Source organism: Rhodobacter aestuarii, from assembly GCF_900156655.1.
Taxonomy (GTDB): Bacteria; Pseudomonadota; Alphaproteobacteria; order Rhodobacterales; family Rhodobacteraceae; genus Rhodobacter; species Rhodobacter aestuarii.
Map to the genome: position 1 here is coordinate 420981 of NZ_FTOG01000001.1, position 19235 is coordinate 440215.

Annotated in this window: 13 protein-coding genes, 1 tRNA gene and 1 pseudogene; 5 read left to right on the forward strand and 10 right to left on the reverse strand. The window is 63.1% G+C overall.

Going from position 1 to position 19235, the window contains the following annotated elements; genetic code table 11:
- The first annotated feature begins 1 nt into the window (after position 1).
- The 3 genes and pseudogenes from BW967_RS01975 to cysE all read left to right on the forward strand — a co-directional run bounded on the left by BW967_RS01975 (position 2) and on the right by cysE (position 5100).
- Positions 2–3925 (forward strand): baseplate multidomain protein megatron, encoded by a 3924-nt coding sequence (locus BW967_RS01975; protein WP_076483343.1) that lies wholly within the window; start codon positions 2–4, stop codon positions 3923–3925.
- Positions 3925–4170: pseudogene (locus BW967_RS19130) on the forward strand (DUF7742 family protein); the annotation flags it as partial. The gene BW967_RS01975 and the pseudogene BW967_RS19130, both read left to right, overlap by 1 nt.
- 111 nt (positions 4171–4281) lie before the next feature.
- Positions 4282–5100, forward strand: coding sequence for a serine O-acetyltransferase (cysE, locus tag BW967_RS01980; RefSeq protein ID WP_076483583.1), 819 nt, complete (start codon positions 4282–4284; stop codon positions 5098–5100).
- A 62-nt stretch (positions 5101–5162) separates the two neighbouring features.
- On the opposite strand, the gene BW967_RS01985 is transcribed toward cysE, so the two are convergent.
- From BW967_RS01985 to speB, 6 genes are all read right to left on the reverse strand, one after another.
- On the reverse strand, positions 5163–5498 hold the full coding sequence (locus BW967_RS01985) for a carboxymuconolactone decarboxylase family protein (protein WP_076483344.1): 336 nt from the start codon (positions 5496–5498) through the stop codon (positions 5163–5165).
- 137 nt (positions 5499–5635) lie between these two features.
- Entirely contained in the window at positions 5636–6943 is a 1308-nt protein-coding gene (locus BW967_RS01990) for a pyruvate dehydrogenase complex dihydrolipoamide acetyltransferase (RefSeq protein WP_076483345.1), read from the reverse strand.
- An 11-nt stretch (positions 6944–6954) separates the two neighbouring features.
- Positions 6955–8328 (reverse strand): pyruvate dehydrogenase complex E1 component subunit beta, encoded by a 1374-nt coding sequence (locus BW967_RS01995; RefSeq protein ID WP_076483346.1) that lies wholly within the window; start codon positions 8326–8328, stop codon positions 6955–6957.
- Between the two features lie 10 nt (positions 8329–8338).
- A complete protein-coding gene (pdhA, locus tag BW967_RS02000; RefSeq protein WP_076483347.1) occupies positions 8339–9343 on the reverse strand; it encodes a pyruvate dehydrogenase (acetyl-transferring) E1 component subunit alpha in 1005 nt (334 codons plus the stop codon).
- Between the two features lie 131 nt (positions 9344–9474).
- Entirely contained in the window at positions 9475–9771 is a 297-nt protein-coding gene (locus BW967_RS02005; RefSeq protein ID WP_076483348.1) for an FtsB family cell division protein, read from the reverse strand.
- A 198-nt stretch (positions 9772–9969) separates the two neighbouring features.
- Complete coding sequence (speB, locus tag BW967_RS02010; RefSeq protein ID WP_076483349.1) at positions 9970–10935, reverse strand: agmatinase; 966 nt, start codon at positions 10933–10935, stop codon at positions 9970–9972.
- Positions 10936–11029: 94 nt separating this feature from the next.
- On the opposite strand from speB, the gene BW967_RS02015 reads away from it, so the two are divergent.
- Complete coding sequence (locus BW967_RS02015) at positions 11030–12010, forward strand: TDT family transporter (RefSeq protein WP_076483350.1); 981 nt, start codon at positions 11030–11032, stop codon at positions 12008–12010.
- A 68-nt stretch (positions 12011–12078) separates the two neighbouring features.
- Complete coding sequence (guaB, locus tag BW967_RS02020; protein ID WP_076483584.1) at positions 12079–13527, forward strand: IMP dehydrogenase; 1449 nt, start codon at positions 12079–12081, stop codon at positions 13525–13527.
- A gap of 60 nt (positions 13528–13587) precedes the next feature.
- On the opposite strand, the gene BW967_RS02025 is transcribed toward guaB, so the two are convergent.
- The 4 genes from BW967_RS02025 to BW967_RS18885 all read right to left on the reverse strand — a co-directional run bounded on the left by BW967_RS02025 (position 13588) and on the right by BW967_RS18885 (position 19208).
- A complete protein-coding gene (locus BW967_RS02025) occupies positions 13588–14145 on the reverse strand; it encodes a nuclear transport factor 2 family protein (protein ID WP_076483351.1) in 558 nt (185 codons plus the stop codon).
- A gap of 365 nt (positions 14146–14510) precedes the next feature.
- The gene (locus tag BW967_RS02030) at positions 14511–15587 is read right to left on the reverse strand and encodes a 2'-deoxycytidine 5'-triphosphate deaminase (protein WP_076483352.1); all 1077 of its coding nucleotides are present in this window, start codon (positions 15585–15587) and stop codon (positions 14511–14513) included.
- Positions 15588–15658: 71 nt separating this feature from the next.
- A tRNA-Pro gene (locus tag BW967_RS02035) sits at positions 15659–15736 on the reverse strand.
- 91 nt (positions 15737–15827) lie between these two features.
- Complete coding sequence (locus tag BW967_RS18885; protein ID WP_076483353.1) at positions 15828–19208, reverse strand: MerR family transcriptional regulator; 3381 nt, start codon at positions 19206–19208, stop codon at positions 15828–15830.
- Positions 19209–19235: the final 27 nt, after the last annotated feature.

Here is a 19235-nt window from a genome sequence, read left to right on the forward strand (position 1 = left end):
GATGGCGACATTGGTTTTGGGCGCGGCGGGGGCGGCGCTGGGCGCGGGCTTTGGCGGTTCTGTGTTGGGGCTTTCGGGCGCGGTGATTGGGCGTGCGGTGGGGGCGACGCTGGGGCGGGTGATTGACCAGCGCTTGCTGGGGGCGGGTTCGCAAGCGGTCGAGACGGGTCGGGTGGAGCGGTTGCGGCTGACGAGCGCGAGCGAGGGTGCGCCGGTGGGGCGGCTTTGGGGCCGGATGCGGGTGGCGGGGCAGGTGATTTGGGCCACGCGGTTTGCGGAAACCGCGACGGTGCAGAAATCCGGCAAGGGCAGCCCGCGCAGCACCACGACCGGTTACAGCTATTCGGTGAGCCTTGCGCTGGCACTATGCGAGGGGGAGATTTTGCGCGTCGGCCGGATTTGGGCCGATGGCAGCGAGATCGCGCGCGATAGCCTGAACCTACGCATTTACACCGGGGGTGAGGATCAACTGCCCGACCCGAAGATTGCCGCCGTCGAGGGGGCGGAGAAAGCGCCGGCCTATCGCGGCATTGCTTATGTGGTGATCGAGGATCTGGCGCTTGGCCCCTATGGCAATCGGGTGCCGCAATTCACCTTTGAGGTGGTGCGGGCCGCGCAAGGGTCGGCGCTGGGGGATGTGCCCGATTTGACGCGGGGCGTGCAGGCGGTGGCCTTGATCCCCGGCACGGGGGAATATGCGCTGGCGACGGAGCCCGTTTACCTGAGTTCTGGGGCGTCTTTTGTGGATGGTGTGGCACACGAGGTGGCGAACCAAAGCGCGCCGGGGGGCGGGAGTGATTTCGCCCAGTCGTTAGAGCGGCTGGGGGAAGAGCTTCCGGCCTGTCAGGCGGTGTCTTTGGTGGTGAGTTGGTTTGGCTCTGACCTGCGCTGTGGGGCGTGCAGGCTGCGCCCCAAGGTAACGGCGGCGGAGCGTGATGGCACCAATATGCCGTGGCGCGTGGCGGGGGAGACGCGTACGACGGCGGCGTTGGTGCCACGCGATGAGGCGGGCAACTCGGTCTATGGGGGCACGCCTGCCGATGCCTCGGTCTTGCAGGCGATTGCGGCGCTGAAGGCGGCGGGGCAGGCGGTGACGTTTTACCCGTTTATCTTGATGGATCAGTTGGCGGGGAACCGTTTGCCCAACCCCTATACGGGTACGCTTGGCCAGCCTGCTTTGCCGTGGCGCGGGCGGATCACGCTGAACGTGGCCCCCGAACGCGATGGCTCGCCCGATGGCAGCGAAGACGCGACGGCGCAGGTGGCGGCGTTTTTTGGCGCGGCGCGGGCGGGTGATTTTGCGGTAAGTGGCGGGGAGGTGGTTTACACCGGGGCCGAGGATTGGGGCCTGCGCCGCTTTGTGCTGCATTACGCGCATTTATGCGCCTTGGTAGGCGGGGTGGAGGCGTTTTGCATTGGCTCTGAACTGGTTGCGCTGACGCGGGTGCGGGGGGAGGTAAACAGCTTCCCGGCGGTGGAGCAGCTTATTGCGCTGGCCGCTGAGGTACGCGCGGTTTTGGGGCCTGATTGCAAGATCAGCTATGCGGCGGATTGGTCGGAATATGCGGGCTATGCGACGGGCAATGGGGATCGGTTCTTTCAGCTTGATGCGCTTTGGGCCGATGACAACATCGATTTCATCGGGATCGACAATTACCTGCCGCTGTCGGATTGGCGGGATGGTGAAGAGCATGCCGATGCCGATTGGGGGGCGATTTACAATCTGGATTACTTGCGCGCCAATATCGAGGGCGGTGAGCTTTATGATTGGTATTACGCAGGGGAGGCGCATCGCGCGGCGCAGATCCGCACGCCGATTACCGATGGCGCGCAGGAGGAACCGTGGATTTGGCGGGCGAAAGACATCCGCAGCTTTTGGGACAAGGCGCATTATGAGCGGGTGGGGGGTGTAAGGGCTGCGACGCCCACCGCTTGGGTGCCGCGTTCCAAGCCGATTTGGTTCACCGAATTTGGGTGTGCCGCCGTTGATAAGGGCACGAACCAGCCCAATGTGTTTTTGGACCCGAAAAGTTCGGAAAGTGGGGTGCCTTATTTTTCGGATGGGCGGCGGGATGAGTTGATCCAGATGCAATATCTGCGCGCGATCTTGGGCTATTTGGGGGATGCGGCGCGCAACCCGGTGTCAGAGCTTTATGGCGGGCCGATGGTGGATATGGCGCGCGCCCATGTTTGGGCGTGGGATGCGCGGCCTTGGCCGCAGTTTCCGGCGCGCAGTGATTTGTGGGCGGATGGGGAGAACTACGCGCGCGGGCATTGGATTTCGGGGCGGGCCGTTTCTCAGCCTTTGGCGGCGGTGGTGGGGGAGATTTGCGCCACAGCCGGGATCGAGGCCGTAGATGTGGCCAAGCTTTACGGGCTGGTGCGCGGTTTCACGATGGGAGAGGGCGAGACCGGGCGTGCGGGGCTGCAAGCACTGATGCTGGGGTATGGGGTGGAAGCGGTGGAGCGCGATGGGCAGTTGGTGTTTGCGATGCGCGATGGCAAGAGCGTTGCGACATTGACCCCTGATCATTTGGCGCTGGGCGAGAGTGATAGAAGCGTGGAAACCATCCGCGCGGCACAGGCGGAAATCGCGGGGCGGGTACGGCTGGCCTATGTGGAGGCCGATGGCGATTTTGAGGCCCGCGCGGTGGAGGCGATTTTCCCTGATGAAGCGGGCGGCGCGGCCACGGGCTCTGAATTGCCGCTGGCATTGACGCGGGCGGAGGCACAGGGGCTGGCGCAGCGGTGGCTGTCTGAAGCGCGGGTGGCGCGCGATACGGCGCGGTTTGCCTTGCCGCTGTCGCTCGCGCATCTGGGGCCGGGGGATGTGGTGACGCTCGATCTGCCCGAAGGGGCGCGGCGCTATCGGCTCGACCGGGTGGAACGCGCGGGGGCGCTGGAGGTGGAGGCGGTGCGGGTGGAGCCAGGCGTTTACACCCCCGGTGATGAGGCGGAGGAGGGGGCCGTGCTGGCCCCCTTTGCTGCGCCGGTGCCGGTGGGGGCGGTGTTTCTGGACCTGCCTTTGATGCGCGGGGATGAAGACCCGATCGCCCCGCATTTGGCCGTGTCTGCGGTGCCTTGGCCCGGTACTGTGGCGGTCTATGCCGGGCAAGAGGATGCGGGTTATACGCTCAACACCACGCTTTCTGCGCGCGCGGTCTTGGGGCAGAGCCTTTCGCCGCTGCATCGCGCCGCGCCGGGGCTTTTGGATCGGGGCGCGCCTTTGCGGGTGAAGTTGGCGACGGGGGCACTCGAAAATGCTGCGCTGGAAGGCGTGCTCAATGGTGCGAACCTGATGGCGATTGGCGATGGCACGTCTGACAATTGGGAGTTGTTGCAATTTGCCGAGGCCGTGCCGGTGGCCGAAGGCGTGTGGGAGATTTCGCAGCGCTTACGTGGGCAGTTGGGCACCGATGCGCTGATGCCCGAGGTCTGGCCCGAGGGGAGCGTTGTGGTGCTGCTCGATGGCGCACCGGAACAGATTAGCCTTGCGCCCTCGGCCCGGGGTTTGGCGCGGCACTACCGGATTGGATCGGCTGCGCGGCCCTATGATGACCCGTCTTACACCCACCGAGTGGAGGCCTTTACGGGCGCTGGGCTGCGGCCCCTCAGCCCGTGCCATTTGCGTGCTGACGCCGCAGCGGCGGGCTGGGGCTTCACTTGGGTGCGCCGCACCCGTGTCGATGGGGATAGCTGGGCGGGCTATGAGGTGCCCTTGGGCGAGGCGCAGGAGTTGTATTTGCTGCGCGTGGTGCACGATGGGGCGATCAAGCGGGAGGTGACCTTGGGGGAGGCTGCTTGGACCTATCCGAGCGCGCTTCAGGTAGCGGATGGGGTTGCGGGCGCGTTTGCGGTTTCGGTCGCGCAAATTTCGGACAGTTACGGGCCGGGGCTGGCGGCGCAGATCACCGTGGGCGGGTGATGCGCGCGATTTTGATCGATGATCTGATGGCTGCGGCGCGGGCCGTGGTGCTGGTGGCGCCCGCGCGACAAAGCGAGACTTTGGCGTGCTGGTTGGAGCAGGCGCATGCCGCGGATCTCTATCGTAAGCGCTTGGGAAAGCTGCATCCCGCTTGGGGCAATGGTGCGCTGGGCGGGCGGGCGCGATGTGAGCCGCTTTACCATCCGCGCTATTACGACGGGTGGCGGCTTGAAGCGCTTGGTATGGTGCTTGCTGCAATACAGGTATGGCGTCGGCGGGGGTTTAACCTGCCGCGCCCTTCCCCTATCTGGGGCGAGACCTATGTGATAGGATCGTCCGAAGCGAAGGAGCCGCCTATGGCCAAGACCCATGCCAAAGTTGCCGCCGTTGACCCGGTTTGGACGCAGATCTGCGAAGAGGCAGAGGATGCGGTGCGCAATGAGCCGCTATTGGGCGCGCTGATCCATGCCGGGCTGTTGCACCATCCCAGTTTCGAGCGGGCCTTGGCGTTTCGGTTCTCGCTCAAGCTTGCCTCGGGCGAGATGAGCGAGCAGATTTTGCGCGAGATCGCCGATGAGGCCTATAGCTCTGACCCAACGCTGGGGCAGGCGGCGCGGGCGGATTTGGTCGCCGTGTATGACCGTGACCCGGCCTGCCATCGCTTCATCCAGCCGATCTTGTTCTTCAAGGGCTATCAGGCGTTGCAAAGCTACCGGATTGCGCATTGGCTGTGGCGTTCGGGGCGCACGGATATGGCGTTTTTCGTGCAGATGCGTACCTCGGAAATGTTTGGGGTGGATATTCACCCCGCCGCGCGGATTGGGCGGGGCGTGATGATTGACCATGCCCATTCGATTGTGATCGGGGAAACCGCAGTTGTGGGCGATGATGTCTCAATGCTGCATTCGGTGACTTTGGGCGGCACGGGTAAGGAAGACCAAGATCGCCACCCGAAAATTGGCAATGGCGTGCTGATTGGCGCGGGCGCGAAGGTGCTGGGCAATATTCGCGTCGGCGACAATTCGCGGATCGCGGCGGGGTCTGTGGTGCTGGCCGATGTGCCGTGCTGCAAGACCGTGGCGGGCGTGCCTGCGAAGATCGTGGGCGAGGCGGGCTGCGAGCATCCGTCGGTTGAGATGGACCAACGTCTGCGCGGCTGCGATTGCGAAGGATAAGGGCTGTCGCCCCGGCGGGGCCGGGGCGAGGTGCTTAGGGTTTTGAAGGCAGGGAAGGGTGTTTAGCCCTTAAGCTGGTCATAGGCTTCAAGCGCCTTGAGCCCATACATGAGCGACGGGCCGCCGCCCATCAGCACCGAGACATTGACGGTTTCTTCGACCTCTTCGCGGGTGGCACCTGCGGCGATGCAGGCTTGGGCATGCAGCCCGATGCAATATGAGCATTGCCGGGCGATGCCGATGGCGAGCGAGATCAGTTCTTTTTGCTTGGTGGAAAGCGCGCCTTCGGCCAGCGCTTCGTGATGCAAGATGCCAAAGCCCTTTTGCGAGGCGGGTTGCTTGGCGTTGTAATCGGCCATCTCGGCGCGGATGGTGTCGAGCTCGTTATGCCAGTCCATGATCTGTCCTTTGCATGTCAGAACCGGGGTTTTCCCCCGCCTTTGGGCTAGCGCGCGGCACAGGTTTTTGCCTTGACCTGACGCAAAAAGCCCCCGCTTGGGGGGCTTTTCTGATCGTTTTTGGTGGGTTTGTCGGCTTAGGCCAGCATCGCCATCGGGTGTTCGAGATTGCTGACAATCGCGGCCAGAAGTTCGGCCCCAAGCGCGCCATCAATCACCCGGTGATCGACCGAAAGCGTGAGCGACATCATCGTTGCCACTTCGATCTGACCATCTTTGCCAACAACCGGCTTTTTCACGCCCGCACCCACGGCCAAGATCGCGCCATGCGGCGGGTTGATGACGGCGTCGAAATTCTCGATCCCCATCATGCCGAGGTTGGAAATGGCGAAGCTGCCGCCTTGATATTCCTGCGGGGCCAGCTTGCGGTCACGCGCGCGTTTGGCGAGGTCTTTCATCTCGTTGGACAATTGGCTGAGCGGCTTCATCTCGGCGTCTTTGAGCACCGGGGTGAAAAGACCGCCCTCAATTGCCACGGCCACGGCCACATCAGACGCTTTCATCTGCAAGACCCGGTCACCGGCCCAAACGGCATTGGCAGCGGGCACGGTTTGCAGCGCAAGCGCGCAGGCTTTGATGATGAAATCATTGACCGAAAGCTTCACGCCACGGGGGCTGAGTTGGTCGTTGATTTGGCCACGGAAGGCGAGCAGCGCATCCAGTTTCACCTCGCGGCGAAGGTAGAAATGCGGGATCGTTTGCTTGGCCTCGGTGAGCCGTGCGGCGATGGTTTTGCGCATCCCATCGAGCGGGATTTCGGTGAACTCCCGGCCTTCGTATAGCTTTGCCACGGCGCTCGCGGAGACCGGCGCTGGGGCGGGGGCTGCTGCCGGGGCTGCGGGGGCGGCAGCGGTGCTTTGGGCCACCGGGGCGGCGGCTTTGGGCGCAGCGCTGGCGGCCTCGACATCGGCTTTCACGATCCGGCCATGCGGGCCGGAGCCGGTGAGGCTGGCAAGATCCAAGCCTTTGTCGGCGGCAATGCGGCGGGCGAGCGGCGAGGCAAAGATGCGTGCACCGCTGGCGGCTTTGGGGGCTGCCGGGGCCTCTGCCTTGGCGGGCGTGGGCGCATCAAGGAACGCGGGCATCGGTTCGGCTTCTGCCGGAGTGGCGCTGGCAGCGGCGGGCAGTGCATCGGCGCTGTCACCCTCTTCCAAAAGCACAGCGATCGGGGCGTTCACTTTCACGCCCGCCGTGCCCTCGGCCACCAGCAATTTGCCGATTGTGCCTTCATCCACCGCTTCAAATTCCATCGTCGCCTTATCGGTTTCGATTTCGGCGATGATTTGGCCCGAGGTGACCTCGTCACCCTCTTTCACCAGCCATTTGGCGAGCGTGCCTTCCTCCATCGTGGGGGACAGCGCGGGCATTAGGATTTCAATGGCCATTTTGCCCTCCCTTAGCGGTAGCAGACGCGTTTGGCAGCGGCGACAACCTCATCGGAGGTGACGAGCGCCAGTTTTTCGAGGTTTGCCGCATAGGGCATCGGCACGTCTTTCCCGGTGCAGTTGATCACCGGCGCGTCGAGATAATCAAACGCGCGTTCCATGATCACGGCACTGAGGTGGTTGCCGATGCTGGCGACGGGCCAGCCCTCTTCCACGGTGACGCAGCGGTTGGTTTTCATCACCGAAGCAAGGACCGTGTCGTAATCAATCGGGCGCAGGGTGCGCAGGTCGATCACCTCGGCGGAGATGCCTTCCTCGGCCAGTTTGTCGGCGGCGGCGAGCGCATGCGCCATGCCGATGCCGAAGCTGACGAGCGTCACGTCTGTGCCTTCGCGCCAGATCCGGGCTTTGCCGAAGGGGATGGTGAAATCATCGAGCACCGGCACTTCAAATGAGCGGCCATAGAGGATTTCGTTTTCAAGGAAGATGACCGGGTTCGGGTCGCGGATCGCGGTTTTCAACAGACCCTTCGCATCGGCGGCGGAATAGGGCATCACCACCCGCATCCCCGGAATTTGCGCAAACCATGCGGCATAATCTTGGCTGTGCTGGGCGGCAACGCGCGCGGCGGCGCCGTTGGCACCCCGGAACACGATCGGGCAACCCATTTGCCCGCCCGACATGTAAAGCGTTTTCGCGGCGGAGTTAATGATCTGGTCCATCGCCTGCATGGCGAAGTTGAAGGTCATGAACTCGACAATCGGGCGCAGGCCGCCAAAGGCCGCGCCGACGCCAATGCCGGTGAAGCCATGTTCGGTGATCGGCGTATCGAGCACGCGTTTCGCGCCGAATTCATCAAGCAGCCCTTGGCTGACTTTGTAAGCGCCTTGGTATTCGCCCACCTCTTCGCCCATCAAGAAGACGGTCTCATCGGCGCGCATTTCCTCCGCCATCGCTTCGCGGAGCGCCTCGCGGACCGACATGGTTTTCATCTCGGTGCCTTCGGGCCAATCGGCGCTGGCCTTGGAGACGATTTCAACCGGCGCGGCGGCTTGGGCGGGGGCGCTGGCTGGGGCAGGGGTATCGGCTTGCGGGGCGGGCGCAGCTTCGGCTTTGGCGGCGGGCAGCGCATCGGCGCTTTCGCCCTCTTCCACCAGCACCATGATCGGCGTGTTCACCTTCACACCCGAGGCGCCTTCGGCCACGAGCAGTTTGCCCACGGTGCCCTCGTCCACCGCTTCAAATTCCATCGTCGCCTTATCGGTCTCGATCTCGGCGATGATCTGGCCAGAGGTGACGGTGTCGCCCTCTTTCACCAGCCATTTGGCGAGCGTGCCTTCTTCCATCGTCGGCGAAAGGGCGGGCATCAAAACTTCGGTTGCCATAAGTCGTTCCTCACGCGGTGATGTCAGTCCAGAGCTCGTCAAGCGCGGGCTCGGGGCTCGTTTTGGCGAATTCGGCGGAATCGTTCACCACCGCTTTGATCTCCCGGTCGATCGACTTGAGATCATCATCGGTGGCATGACCGCCCGAAAGCAGCAATTCGCGCACGTTTTCAATGGCATCGCGCTCGTCGCGCATTTTTTGCACTTCTTCGCGGCTCCGGTATTTCGCCGGGTCAGACATGGAGTGGCCACGGTAGCGGTAGGTTTTGACCTCGAGGATATAGGGGCCATCGCCCGCGCGGCAGTGCGCCACGGCTTTTTCGCTCGCCGCTTTCACGGCAAGCACATCCATCCCATCGACCACCTCGCCCGGAATGCCGAAAGCGGCGCCACGGGTGTAGATATCCGGCGTGGAGGTAGAGCGTTTTTGCGCCGTGCCCATCGCATATTGGTTGTTTTCGATGACGAAAATCACCGGAAGCTTCCACAAAGCGGCCATGTTGAAGGTTTCATACACCTGGCCTTGGTTTGCCGCGCCATCGCCGAAATAGGCGAAGGTGACATTGTCGTTGCCAAGGTATTTATCGGCAAAAGCCAGACCCGCGCCAAGCGGCACTTGCGCGCCGACAATGCCGTGGCCGCCGTAGAAATGCTTCTCTTTCGAGAACATATGCATCGAGCCGCCCTTGCCTTTGGACAGCCCGCCCTCGCGGCCGGTGAGTTCGGCCATCACGCCTTTGGGGTCCATGCCGCAAGCCAGCATATGGCCATGGTCGCGGTAGGAGGTGATGCGCTTATCGCCCTCTTTCGCGGCGGCTTCGAGGCCGACAACGACCGCTTCTTGCCCGATGTAAAGGTGGCAAAAGCCGCCGATGAGCCCCATGCCATAAAGCTGACCGGCCTTTTCTTCGAACCGGCGGATCAGCAGCATGTCACGGTAATATTGCAGCAATTCTTCCTTCGAGACATTCGGGCGCTTGGGCGCCGGGGTCTCGGGGGTCTTGCGTGTCGCCATCGGACAGCCTCCCGTTTTCGTGATAGTTCAACGTTAAACCATCACATACTCCAAAGCGGACGCAGATGCAATGACGCATGCGACAAAGGCCCGCAGTGCGAGAGTTAGGGCGCGGGAAGCGTTGGGAAAGCTTAGCGGATCACGATCTCATCAGCGCGCAGCGTGCCCAGAATTTCGCGTGCGCGCTCATCAAGCAGATCGAGATCAAGATAATCGTCGGACAGGCGACGGGTCAGATTGGCCATGCGGGCGTGCTCTTCCAGCAGCGCGTCGCGTTCGGCCTCGGCCTTGGTGATATCGGCATCCAACTGCACGCGGCGGAAAATGCCGTTCGGCCCCTGCGTTGCGGCAAAGGCAAAGTTGATCGCCAAGAAGGCGGCCAAAGAATAATAGACGAAAGGGAAAACCTTCGGACCTTTAGGAAACATACTCTGCCTCGTGCGTTCACCTCTGCCGGGTGTTGCGGTGCAGAATGCCACAAACGAATCGCGGTGTGAATCCCCATTAAGGATATGATGCGTTTTTGTGTGCGCGCGAAGCGTCGCGGCGGCGTGTGATTGCCCATCAGGGCAAGAGGGGGGCCGCGCCCCCCACCGGTCCGCTTTGGCTAAGCCGAAGCGCTCCCCTTACCCGGCGCGTTGCTCCCGCGCGTGGAAGATGAAGCCCAAGAAATTCAAAAGCACCTGCGCGGCCAAGATCTGCGTGCCGCCAGAGGGGTCATAATCCGGCGCGACCTCGACCAGATCGATCCCCACCACGTCGTGATTTTGGGCGACGCCTTGCAAGATTTCGAGCACTTCGTAGTAGAGGAACCCGCCATGCGAGGGCGTGCCGGTGCCCGGCGCGATGGAGGGGCAGAAGCCATCAATGTCGATGGTGACGTAAATCCGCGCGCCTTTCGGCAGCCGCTCAAGCACGCCTTCGGTGCCGAGCTTGCGGACCTGCCGCACGCTCAAGATATCATCGCCCATCTCGCGCGCCGCATCATAGCCGTCTTTCGCGGTCGAAGACACGTTGCGGATGCCAAGCGCGGTGATGCCGGTGACATAGCCCTTTTCCGCCGCGCGGCGCATCGGGTTGCCGTGGCCGTGGCGGACGCCGTGGCGCACATCGACAAAATCCAGATGTGCATCAATCTGCAAAATATGGATCGGCTCTTGGTCGTCAAAGGCGCGGATGCAGGGGATGTTGACCGAGTGATCCCCGCCAATCACCACCGGAAGCGCGCCCGCTTTGAGCATGGCGCGCACGCCCGCCTCAATATTCGCATGGCTCGCCTCGGTATCGGTGTGGACGATATCGGCATCGCCAATATCCACAATCCGCACGCTTTCGGGCAGATAGGTCGCATCATCTTCATGGTCATAGGCGCCGGCATGACCGAAGGAAAAGAGCGTTGAGGCTTCGCGCACCGCGCGCGGGCCGAAGCGGGCGCCTGCGCGGAACTGGGTGCCAAAGTCAAAGGGCGCGCCCATCACCGCGACATCGGCCTGGATCTTCGACCAATCTTCAACGTAAGGGCGTTTGCCGAAGGTCGAAATGCCGACAAAGGGCAGGTTGAGCCGCCCCGTTTCATAGCCATGTTTTGTCATTTTTTTGCTCCGTTCCCTGTGGTGGTGGGACGAGCTTTTCCTTTGTTGCGAAATAATGCAAGTTGCTGCGGTGGAGTGAGGAGAAGGAAAGACAATGGCCCCGGTTCCGCCCAATTTGATGCCCCCCAATGCCGCGCCCAAAGGGCTATGGCGGCGCACGCCCCCGGCGATTTTCCCGCCCACTCTGGGGCTTTTGGGGCTCGCGCTGGCATGGCGCAAAGGGGCGGTGGCTTTTGATCTGCCTGCCGCTGTGCCCGATATTTTGATTGGCGCGGTGACGCTTTTTTCTCTTTTTGCTTTGCTGACTTACGGCGCAAAGCTCGCGCAGCGCCCCGGCGCGGCGATGGAGGATTTGAAGATCCTGCCCGGCCGTGCGGGGCTTTCGGCGGCGGTGCTGTGCCTATATCTGCTGGCGGCTGCCACCGCGCCTTATGCGCTGCTCTTTGGGCAGGGGCTGTTTTTCGTGGGCGTGGTGGCGCATCTGGTGCTGACGGTGGCGTTGATCATCACGCTGATCAAAGGCCCGCCAGAGCAGCGCCGGGTGACGCCTGCGTGGCACCTGAGCTTCTCAGGCTGGATCGTGGCGGCCATGGCGGCGGCGGGGTTGGGCTACACCTTGCTCGCCACCGGGCTTTTCTGGCTCGCGTTGGTCATCGCCGTGGTGATTTGGACGATTTCTTTGCAGCAATTCGCGCGCGAAAGCGTGCCCGCGCCTTTGCGCCCGCTTTTGGCCATTCATCTTGCCCCGGCGGCGGTGATTGGCACCACGGCGGCAAGTCTTGGCGGCACAGCGCTGGCGCAGGTGTTTGGGATCATTACGGGGGCGCTGCTCGTTATCTTCCTTGCGCGCGCGCTTTGGCTTTTGAAAGCGGGGTTCTCGCCGTTCTGGGGGGCGCTGACCTTCCCGATGGCGGCCACCGCCAGCCTCTGGCTTAGCCTTGGCGGGCCGTGGCGTTTGGCGGGGGCGGCGATGCTGGTGGCCGCGACGCTGGCGATCTTGCCGATCGCTTACCGCATCTTCCAAATGTGGGCGAAGGGGCAACTTGCGGCGAAAACCGGCGCGTCTGTTGCCTGAGGGGTTGCATCGGGGCGCACTCCATGAAACAGGGACGTGCCAACCGTTCCCTGCCGATGGAGACCCCCATGCAGATTCGCGAGGCCCTCACCTTCGATGACGTGCTTCTTGTTCCGGCCGCTTCCAGCGTGCTGCCTTCGGAGGCTGATGTCTCCACGCAGGTGACCAAGTCGATCCGCCTAAACATTCCGCTTCTGTCCTCTGCGATGGATACGGTGACGGAATCGAGTATGGCGATTGCGCTCGCGCAGGCGGGCGGCATGGGTGTGATTCACCGCAACCTCAATGTTGAACAGCAATCCGACGAAGTGCGCCGGGTGAAGCGGTTTGAATCGGGTATCGTTTACAACCCGATCACGCTCACGCCCGAACAAACGCTGGCCGATGCGATGGCGCTGCGCGAGCGGTTCAAAGTGTCGGGCTTCCCGGTGGTGGATGCGGCGGGCAAGGTGGTGGGCATTGTCACCAACCGTGACATGCGCTTTGCCACCGATGCGGCGACCCCGGTGCATGCAATGATGACGGCGGATAACCTCGCCATGCTGCACGAACCCGCCGACCGCGACGAGGCGATGAGCCTGATGAAAGCGCGCCGGATCGAAAAGCTTTTGGTCGTCAATGCCGAAGGCAAGCTGACGGGGCTTTTGACCCTCAAAGACAGCGAGCAATCGGTGCTGCACCCGCTGGCGTGCAAGGACGAAAAAGGCCGTCTGCGCGTGGCGGCAGCCTCGACCGTGGGGGATGCGGGTTATGAACGCTCCTGTGCGCTGATTGATGCGGGCTGTGATCTGATCGTGATCGACACCGCGCATGGTCACTCCGAAGGCGTGGCGAAAGCGGTGGAGCGGGTCAAAGCCTATAACGCTGCCGTGCAAGTGGTGGCCGGCAACGTCGCCACCGCCGAGGCCACCAAGGCGCTGATCGGCGCGGGCGCGGATGCGGTGAAAGTGGGCATCGGCCCCGGCTCGATCTGCACCACGCGGATCGTGGCGGGCGTGGGTGTGCCGCAGCTGACCGCGATCATGGATGCTTGCTCCGGCGCGGGCGATATTCCGATCATCGCCGATGGCGGGATCAAATATTCGGGCGATTTCGCCAAAGCGATTGCGGCGGGCGCCAGCTGTGCGATGGTCGGCTCCGCCATTGCGGGCACCGATGAAAGCCCGGGCGAGGTGATCCTCTATCAAGGCCGCTCGTATAAATCCTACCGTGGCATGGGCTCGCTTGGCGCAATGGCGCGCGGCTCGGCGGATCGCTATTTCCAAAAAGATGCGGCCTCGGACAAGCTTGTTCCCGAGGGGATCGAGGGGCAGGTGCCCTACAAAGGCCCGGTCGCGGCGGTGCTGCACCAAATGGTCGGCGGTCTGCGCGCGGCGATGGGCTACACCGGGCACGCCACTGTGGCCTCGATGCGCGGCAATTGCGAATTCGTGCGTATCACCGGCGCGGGTCTGAAAGAAAGCCACGTCCATGACGTGCAGATCACCCGCGAAAGCCCGAACTACCGGATCGGCTGATCGGGGTTGAGAGTTGTGAAAAGGCCGGGGTGGTCCCCGGCCTTTTTGTTTGGCGCGTGCTTATTGGCCAAGCCCAATTTGGCGGTAGAATTCGGCATTGTCCCAAAACAGATATTCTTCATCCATCACGCCCGCTTCGGTCCAGTGACCGACCGTCGCCATCGTCAGCTTGTAGGCTTTGCCCGTGGGCTCGATCACGCTGCCATCGGCAAGCTGCATCGGTGCGGAGAAGGTGCCTTCAATCACGCCCACAACGCCCGTCCATTCGCCTTGGCCGATCTTCACCGGGTGCTGTTCAATCCGGGTGTCGGGGGCGAAGGTGAAGAAATATTTCAGGTAGTCGATATGGGGTTCGATGCCTTCGGTCACCGTGCCATCGGGCAGGTGCACTTTGATGTTTGCAGCATGGCTTTCATGCAGGCGGTCCCATTTTTGCCCGGTGAAAACGTCAAAATCGAGCGTGTCGAACGTATCAAGGTTGTGGGCGATCCGCGCATCATCGGCTTGGCGGGCGGCCAGTTCGGCGAAAGCCGCAGTGGCGGCGGCATTGTCTTGCGCAGCGGCGGCTGTGGTGATGAAAGCCGCGGCGGTGGCCGCGAGAATGGCTTTGATTTTCATGGTCTTATCTCCTGTAAGGCGTCTTGCCTTATGTCTGTGCAGCCTCAGATAGCGGGAGATTTTGACGCATAAAATGACGAAGGCCGGGAATGACTTCGCCGAATTTATTCCTAATGAGGGCAAGCCACATTCGCAGCGCAAGAGACCTTAGCCCCTTCGACTTTGTGCAAATATCCTGGGGGGTGAATGGCCCGTCAGGGCAAGAGGGGGGCAAGGCCCCTGGCGCGCTTTGATCTCGGCGAGCGTTCCGCGAAACGCGCATCCGGCGCTCGCAAGTTTGCTCGGGCGCATCCGGCCAGCCCTCGCAGGCGTGCTCGGGCGTTCGCGGCTGACAAGGCTACAACGGAGCCTTGTCCGGGCGCCGCTCACCCATTCCGAAAATGTTTGGCGAGTTTGAGCCCTTGGCCTTGGTAGTTCGAGGCAATGCCTGCACCGTAAAGGCGTTCGGGGCGGTCGGCCATGCGCTCATAGACCAGTCGCCCGACGACTTGGCCGTGTTCCAGCACAAAAGGCGCCTCGTGGCAGCGCACTTCCAGCACGCCGCGCGCGCCTTCGCCGCCTGCTGCGCCGTGGCCAAAGCCGGGGTCAAAGAAGCCGGCGTAATGGACGCGGAACTCGCCGACCATTGCGAGGTAAGGCGCCATTTCCGCGGCGAAATCGGGCGGGATTACTACCGCCTCGCGGCTGACCAAAATGTAGAACGCGCCGGGGTCGAGGATGATCCGCCCATCGCGCGAGCGGATTTCTTCCCAAAAATCCGAGGCCGGGTAATGCGCGATCCGATCCAGATCAATCACCCCGGTGTGGGGCTTGGCGCGGTAGCCCACCAGATCGCCTGTCTCGGGCCGCAGATCGACCGAGAAGCCCAAGCCGTGGTCAATCACCGCTTCGCCACTCACCAATGGCTCGGCGCTATGGAGCGCCTTCAATTCGGCATCTGAAAGCGCGGCTTGGCCCGCGCGGAAGCGGATTTGGTTGAGCCGCATGCCGGGCCGCACCAGCACCGAAAACGATCGCGGACAAATCTCGGCATAAAGCGGGCCGCTATAGCCCTCGGGGATGCGGTCAAACTCGCTGCCGCCATCGGTGATAACGCGCGTGAGCAAATCCAGCCGCCCGGTCGAGCTTTTCGCGTTTGAGACCGCCGTAAGGCCCATCGGCAGGTTCAGACTTTCCATCAGGGGCACCAGATAGACGCAGCCCTTTTCGAGCACAGCGCCGTCTGAAAGCTCCATCCGGTGCATTTCAAAATCTGCCAGCTTTGTCTCGACCCGCTCGCCCTTGCCCGCAAGGAATGAGGCGCGGATGCGGTAAGCCACGCGGCCGAGCCGCAAATCAAGGCTGGCGGGTTGGATCTGTTCGGGGATCACGGGGGTATCGGCGGCAATTTCGCCGCGCTCAATCATCGCGCGCAATGCGCTATCGGGAAGAACACCCTGCATCTCAATACCCCGTAAAATGGACACGGCGGATATGCGAACGCCCACTCCCGAAGGAGTGGGCGTTGTTCGGTTGGTCGGGCCGGAGAGATTCGAACTCTCGACCTTCCGCCCCCCAGACGGACGCGCTAACCAGGCTGCGCCACGGCCCGACGAGGCGCATATAGAGCCATTGGGCCGCCGGGCGCAAGCGCGAAAACGCAACTTTTTGCGCCAAGTTGGGGCGGAGCGCGGCGGCCATGCTTAGCGGCGCGCCGGGGGCGGGCGGGGCGGCTGCGCCAGCCGCGCTTGCAGCGCCATCAGTCGATCATGCGACGACAAGAGCCGCATCCGTTCGATGGGCGACAGCATCGTCGGTGCAAACTGGCCCAGCCCTTCTTTGAGCGCGCCCAAGGGGTTCACGCTTGGGTCGATTTGCCCTGCGGTGGGAATCGCTTGGTTGAGCGGCGCGGTGCCACTCAGAATCAAGCTCACCACACGCTCAAGCGGGTCGGGCGGGGGCGGCAGCACTTCGGCCGGTTCTGGCGGTTCTTGCGCAGGCGTCAGCGCTTCGATGATCGCCGCGAAGGGCTCGACCGGGGGCAGGGGGCTGGGCGCGTCGTCAAACGCGTCGGGTTGCGGCTCTGCACCCATGTCCTCAAGCGGTTCGGGCTGCGCTTCAAGCGGCGCGTCTTCGGGCTCCGGGTCCGGTTCAGGCAGCACCGCAAAGTCACGCGCATCCGCTTCAAGCGCGTCTTCGGGTTCTGGCTCGGGTTCGGGGGCTGGGTCTTCCGCGATAAAGCTTTGATCTGGCTCTGGTTCCAGTTCCTCTTCAATCAGAAGCTCTGGCTCGGGCGGTTCCGGCGGGAAATAGTCAAAGAGGGAAGGCTGATGCCATTCCTGCGTCGCCTTGGGCGCGGCTTGCACTTGCTCGGGTTCGGGCGCTTCCACCGGATGATGGCGCGGGCCACGCGGGGCGACAAAGGAATAGGCGCTGTCATCCAGCGCGGGTTCAGGGTCCTCTGCCTCTGCCTCTGCCTCTGCCTCTGCCTCTGGTTCGGGCGGCAAGTCGGCCACGGGTTCTGGCGCGGCGTCGATAAAGGGCGCGGCGTCTGGTTCCGGTGCGCTTAGCTCTTCAGCGCTGACCTCGGGCTCGGGCGCCGTGAGAGCCTCTTCCTGCGCATCTAGCGCGGCAAGCTCTGCGATTTCGTCTTCCGCTCCAAGTGCTTCGGGGTCTTCAAACGCGTCCAGTTCGGCAATGGGTTCCGAAACAGGCGCGTCTTCCTGCGCGGCGTCATCGGCTGTGGCCGCTTCTTCAACACCCTCCGCAGGTTCTGTCGTTTCCAGCGCGGCGGTCAGCTCGGGCAAAGGCTCCGCCGGGCGCGGACGGCGAAACACGAAATCGGGGACCGGTTCCGGCTCGGGCGCAGGCTCTGGCACCGGAGTGCGCGCGGCGCGCGAAAAGACAAGTGGCGGCGGGGCCTCTTCTTCCTCGGGGGCCGTTTCTTCTGAGACCGGAGCGAGAGGCTCAACGGGTACTTCAGCAGCACAGGCTGCATCCTCCGTCGGTGCTTCCTCTTCCTCGGCAACCGGTTTGGCTTCTGGCGCGGCGTCTTCTTCTGCGACTTCGACCTCCGTCCGTTCCGGCAAAGTGTCGAGCGCGGGCGCGTCGAAGGGCGCGGTACCCGCTTCCGAGGCAAGTCCCTCGTCCGGTGCGGTGCTTGCTTCCCGGGGCGCGATGTCTTCAAGCGGCGGCGCGGTCGCAAAGGCCGCATCGGCCAGCGGCTCCGCTTCTGCGGGCGCTTCTTCTGTGAAAGCGGCTGCTTCCTCGGCCTCCGTCAGCAGCTCCTGCGTCGCAGCGATTTCGACTTCGGTTTCGACTGTGGTTTCGGCGTCGGTCAGCGCGTCCTGCGCGGCTTCATCCTCTTCCGGTGCCGCCTCTTCCGCGACTTCCTCAGCCTCGGCTTCCAGCGCGGGCATGCGGCCAAAGACCAGATCAAAGGCGGTATCTTGCGGCTCGGGGGAGGCGGCTTCTTCCTCGGTTAGCGCGTCTTCCGCAGGCTCGGGATCGAGATCCATGTCCGCAAGAACAGGGGAGGCTTCGCCATCGGGGGCGTTGAAAGCAATTTCTTGCTCTTCGGGCGCCTCAAGGTGCGAATCTTCAAGCGGCTCAGCCGCCAAATCTTCAGAGTCGACCTCATCCAAGATGGGCGCAATCGGCGTGTCTTCTTCGGGGGGCTCCGTGTCCTCGGCCTGCGTCTCGGGCACCGCCAGAGGTTGCTCAAGGCTTGCTTCCAAAAGCGCCTCGGCCACCGCTTCGGCGACAATCTCGGACAGCACCGCCTCAAAGCCGAACGCATCGGGTTTTGGCGCGGGCGCCACCATCTCGGGCGGATCTTCGGTTTCCGCCTCTATAGGCTCGCCAGTGGTTTCCAGCGCCTCCGCCTCGGCCTCGGGATCCTCCGTTCGGCCCAATGCCAGTGTCGGGTCCAGAAGCGGCGGGGGCATTTCTGCGGCGGGGGCGTCTTGTGCGGCGCGGGCGGCGGCGCGGATCGCCTCAGCCTCGGCGCGCAGGCGTTTCAGTTCCGCGCGCACAGCGGCGGCTTCTGCCCGTGCCATCTCCAGCGCTGCCTGTGCCTCGGCAATCGCTTGGGCTTCTTCTGGGCTGAGTTCGGGCGCATCTGCCTCGGGTTCGGAGGCATCTTGCGGCGGAAGGACTTCAGCTTCGTCGGTGGTGACAGGGGGCGTTTGCGCATCGAAGGGCGCTGAGTCTTCGATTTCAGAAACCTCAGAAGCCGCATCTTCTACGTCTTCTTCTGGAAGCGATGGGGCCTCATCCTCGTGTTCTGCCGCAAGGCTTTCCTCGGCTTCAGGCGTCACATCCTGCGGTGCGAAGGGCGATTCTTCGGCCTCGACAAAAAGGTTCTCAACCGGCGCTTCCAGCGTGTCATCCGCGTCAGGTGCCTGCGCGGGTGCGAAGGCTTCCGCCGGGGCTTCAAAGGGGGCAGGGGCATCGAGCACGGCGATATCGGGTTCCGTGGCCGCTTCAGGGATCGTGTCCGCTGCCGCGTCAAAGGCCGCGGCCTCCGCAGTGGTTTCTGCGCCATCATCAAGTGCAAGGCTCTCGGGTGCCGCTTGTAGCTGGTCAAGTTCTTGATCTTCAGGCGTTTCAGGCGCAACCGACGCCGTTTCCTGCGCGGGGGCGGTATTCTCTTCTGGCGAGTTTTCTAGGGTCTCAAGCCCTTCAAACGGCGCTTCTTCTGCACCTTCTTGCAGCGGTGCGGCGACCGCCTCGGCGACCGTTTCAATCGCGGCGGTGTTGTCAGCCGCCGTTTCCGTCACAGTCTCTTCCGGTGCGGCGGCGCCATCGACCAGTTCATGGCCGTGTGCGGTCACCGCTTTCACCCCGCGCTTGCGCAGGGTGGCTTGCGCCTCTTTGATCGCGAGGCCGTCGACTTGTAGCATATGTTTGATGCCCGCGATCAGCGCGACATCATTGGGCCTGTAATAGCGTCGCCCACCAGCGCGCTTGACGGGTTTGATTTGGGAGAATTTGGTTTCCCAAAACCGCAGCACATGGGTGGGCGTGTCTAGAAGTTCGGAAACTTCAGAAATCGTACGGAAGGCCTCGGCAGACTTGGTCATCGGCCGCGTTCATCCCTTTCTGGGGTC

Excerpts from the sequence above, each read along its gene's own strand:
- BW967_RS01990 (WP_076483345.1), bottom strand. The coding sequence starts at position 6,943 with ATGGCCATTGAAATCCTAATGCCCGCGCTGTCCCCCACGATGGAGGAA.
- guaB (WP_076483584.1), top strand. The coding sequence starts at position 12,079 with ATGCAGATTCGCGAGGCCCTCACCTTCGATGACGTGCTTCTTGTTCCG.
- BW967_RS18885 (WP_076483353.1), bottom strand. The coding sequence starts at position 19,208 with ATGACCAAGTCTGCCGAGGCCTTCCGTACGATTTCTGAAGTTTCCGAA.
- BW967_RS02015 (WP_076483350.1), top strand. The coding sequence starts at position 11,030 with ATGGCCCCGGTTCCGCCCAATTTGATGCCCCCCAATGCCGCGCCCAAA.
- pdhA (WP_076483347.1), bottom strand. The coding sequence starts at position 9,343 with ATGGCGACACGCAAGACCCCCGAGACCCCGGCGCCCAAGCGCCCGAAT.
- BW967_RS02025 (WP_076483351.1), bottom strand. The coding sequence starts at position 14,145 with ATGAAAATCAAAGCCATTCTCGCGGCCACCGCCGCGGCTTTCATCACC.
- speB (WP_076483349.1), bottom strand. The coding sequence starts at position 10,935 with ATGACAAAACATGGCTATGAAACGGGGCGGCTCAACCTGCCCTTTGTC.
- BW967_RS02005 (WP_076483348.1), bottom strand. The coding sequence starts at position 9,771 with ATGTTTCCTAAAGGTCCGAAGGTTTTCCCTTTCGTCTATTATTCTTTG.
- BW967_RS02030 (WP_076483352.1), bottom strand. The coding sequence starts at position 15,587 with ATGCAGGGTGTTCTTCCCGATAGCGCATTGCGCGCGATGATTGAGCGC.
- cysE (WP_076483583.1), top strand. The coding sequence starts at position 4,282 with ATGGCCAAGACCCATGCCAAAGTTGCCGCCGTTGACCCGGTTTGGACG.
- BW967_RS01975 (WP_076483343.1), top strand. The coding sequence starts at position 2 with ATGGCGACATTGGTTTTGGGCGCGGCGGGGGCGGCGCTGGGCGCGGGC.
- BW967_RS01995 (WP_076483346.1), bottom strand. The coding sequence starts at position 8,328 with ATGGCAACCGAAGTTTTGATGCCCGCCCTTTCGCCGACGATGGAAGAA.
- BW967_RS01985 (WP_076483344.1), bottom strand. The coding sequence starts at position 5,498 with ATGGACTGGCATAACGAGCTCGACACCATCCGCGCCGAGATGGCCGAT.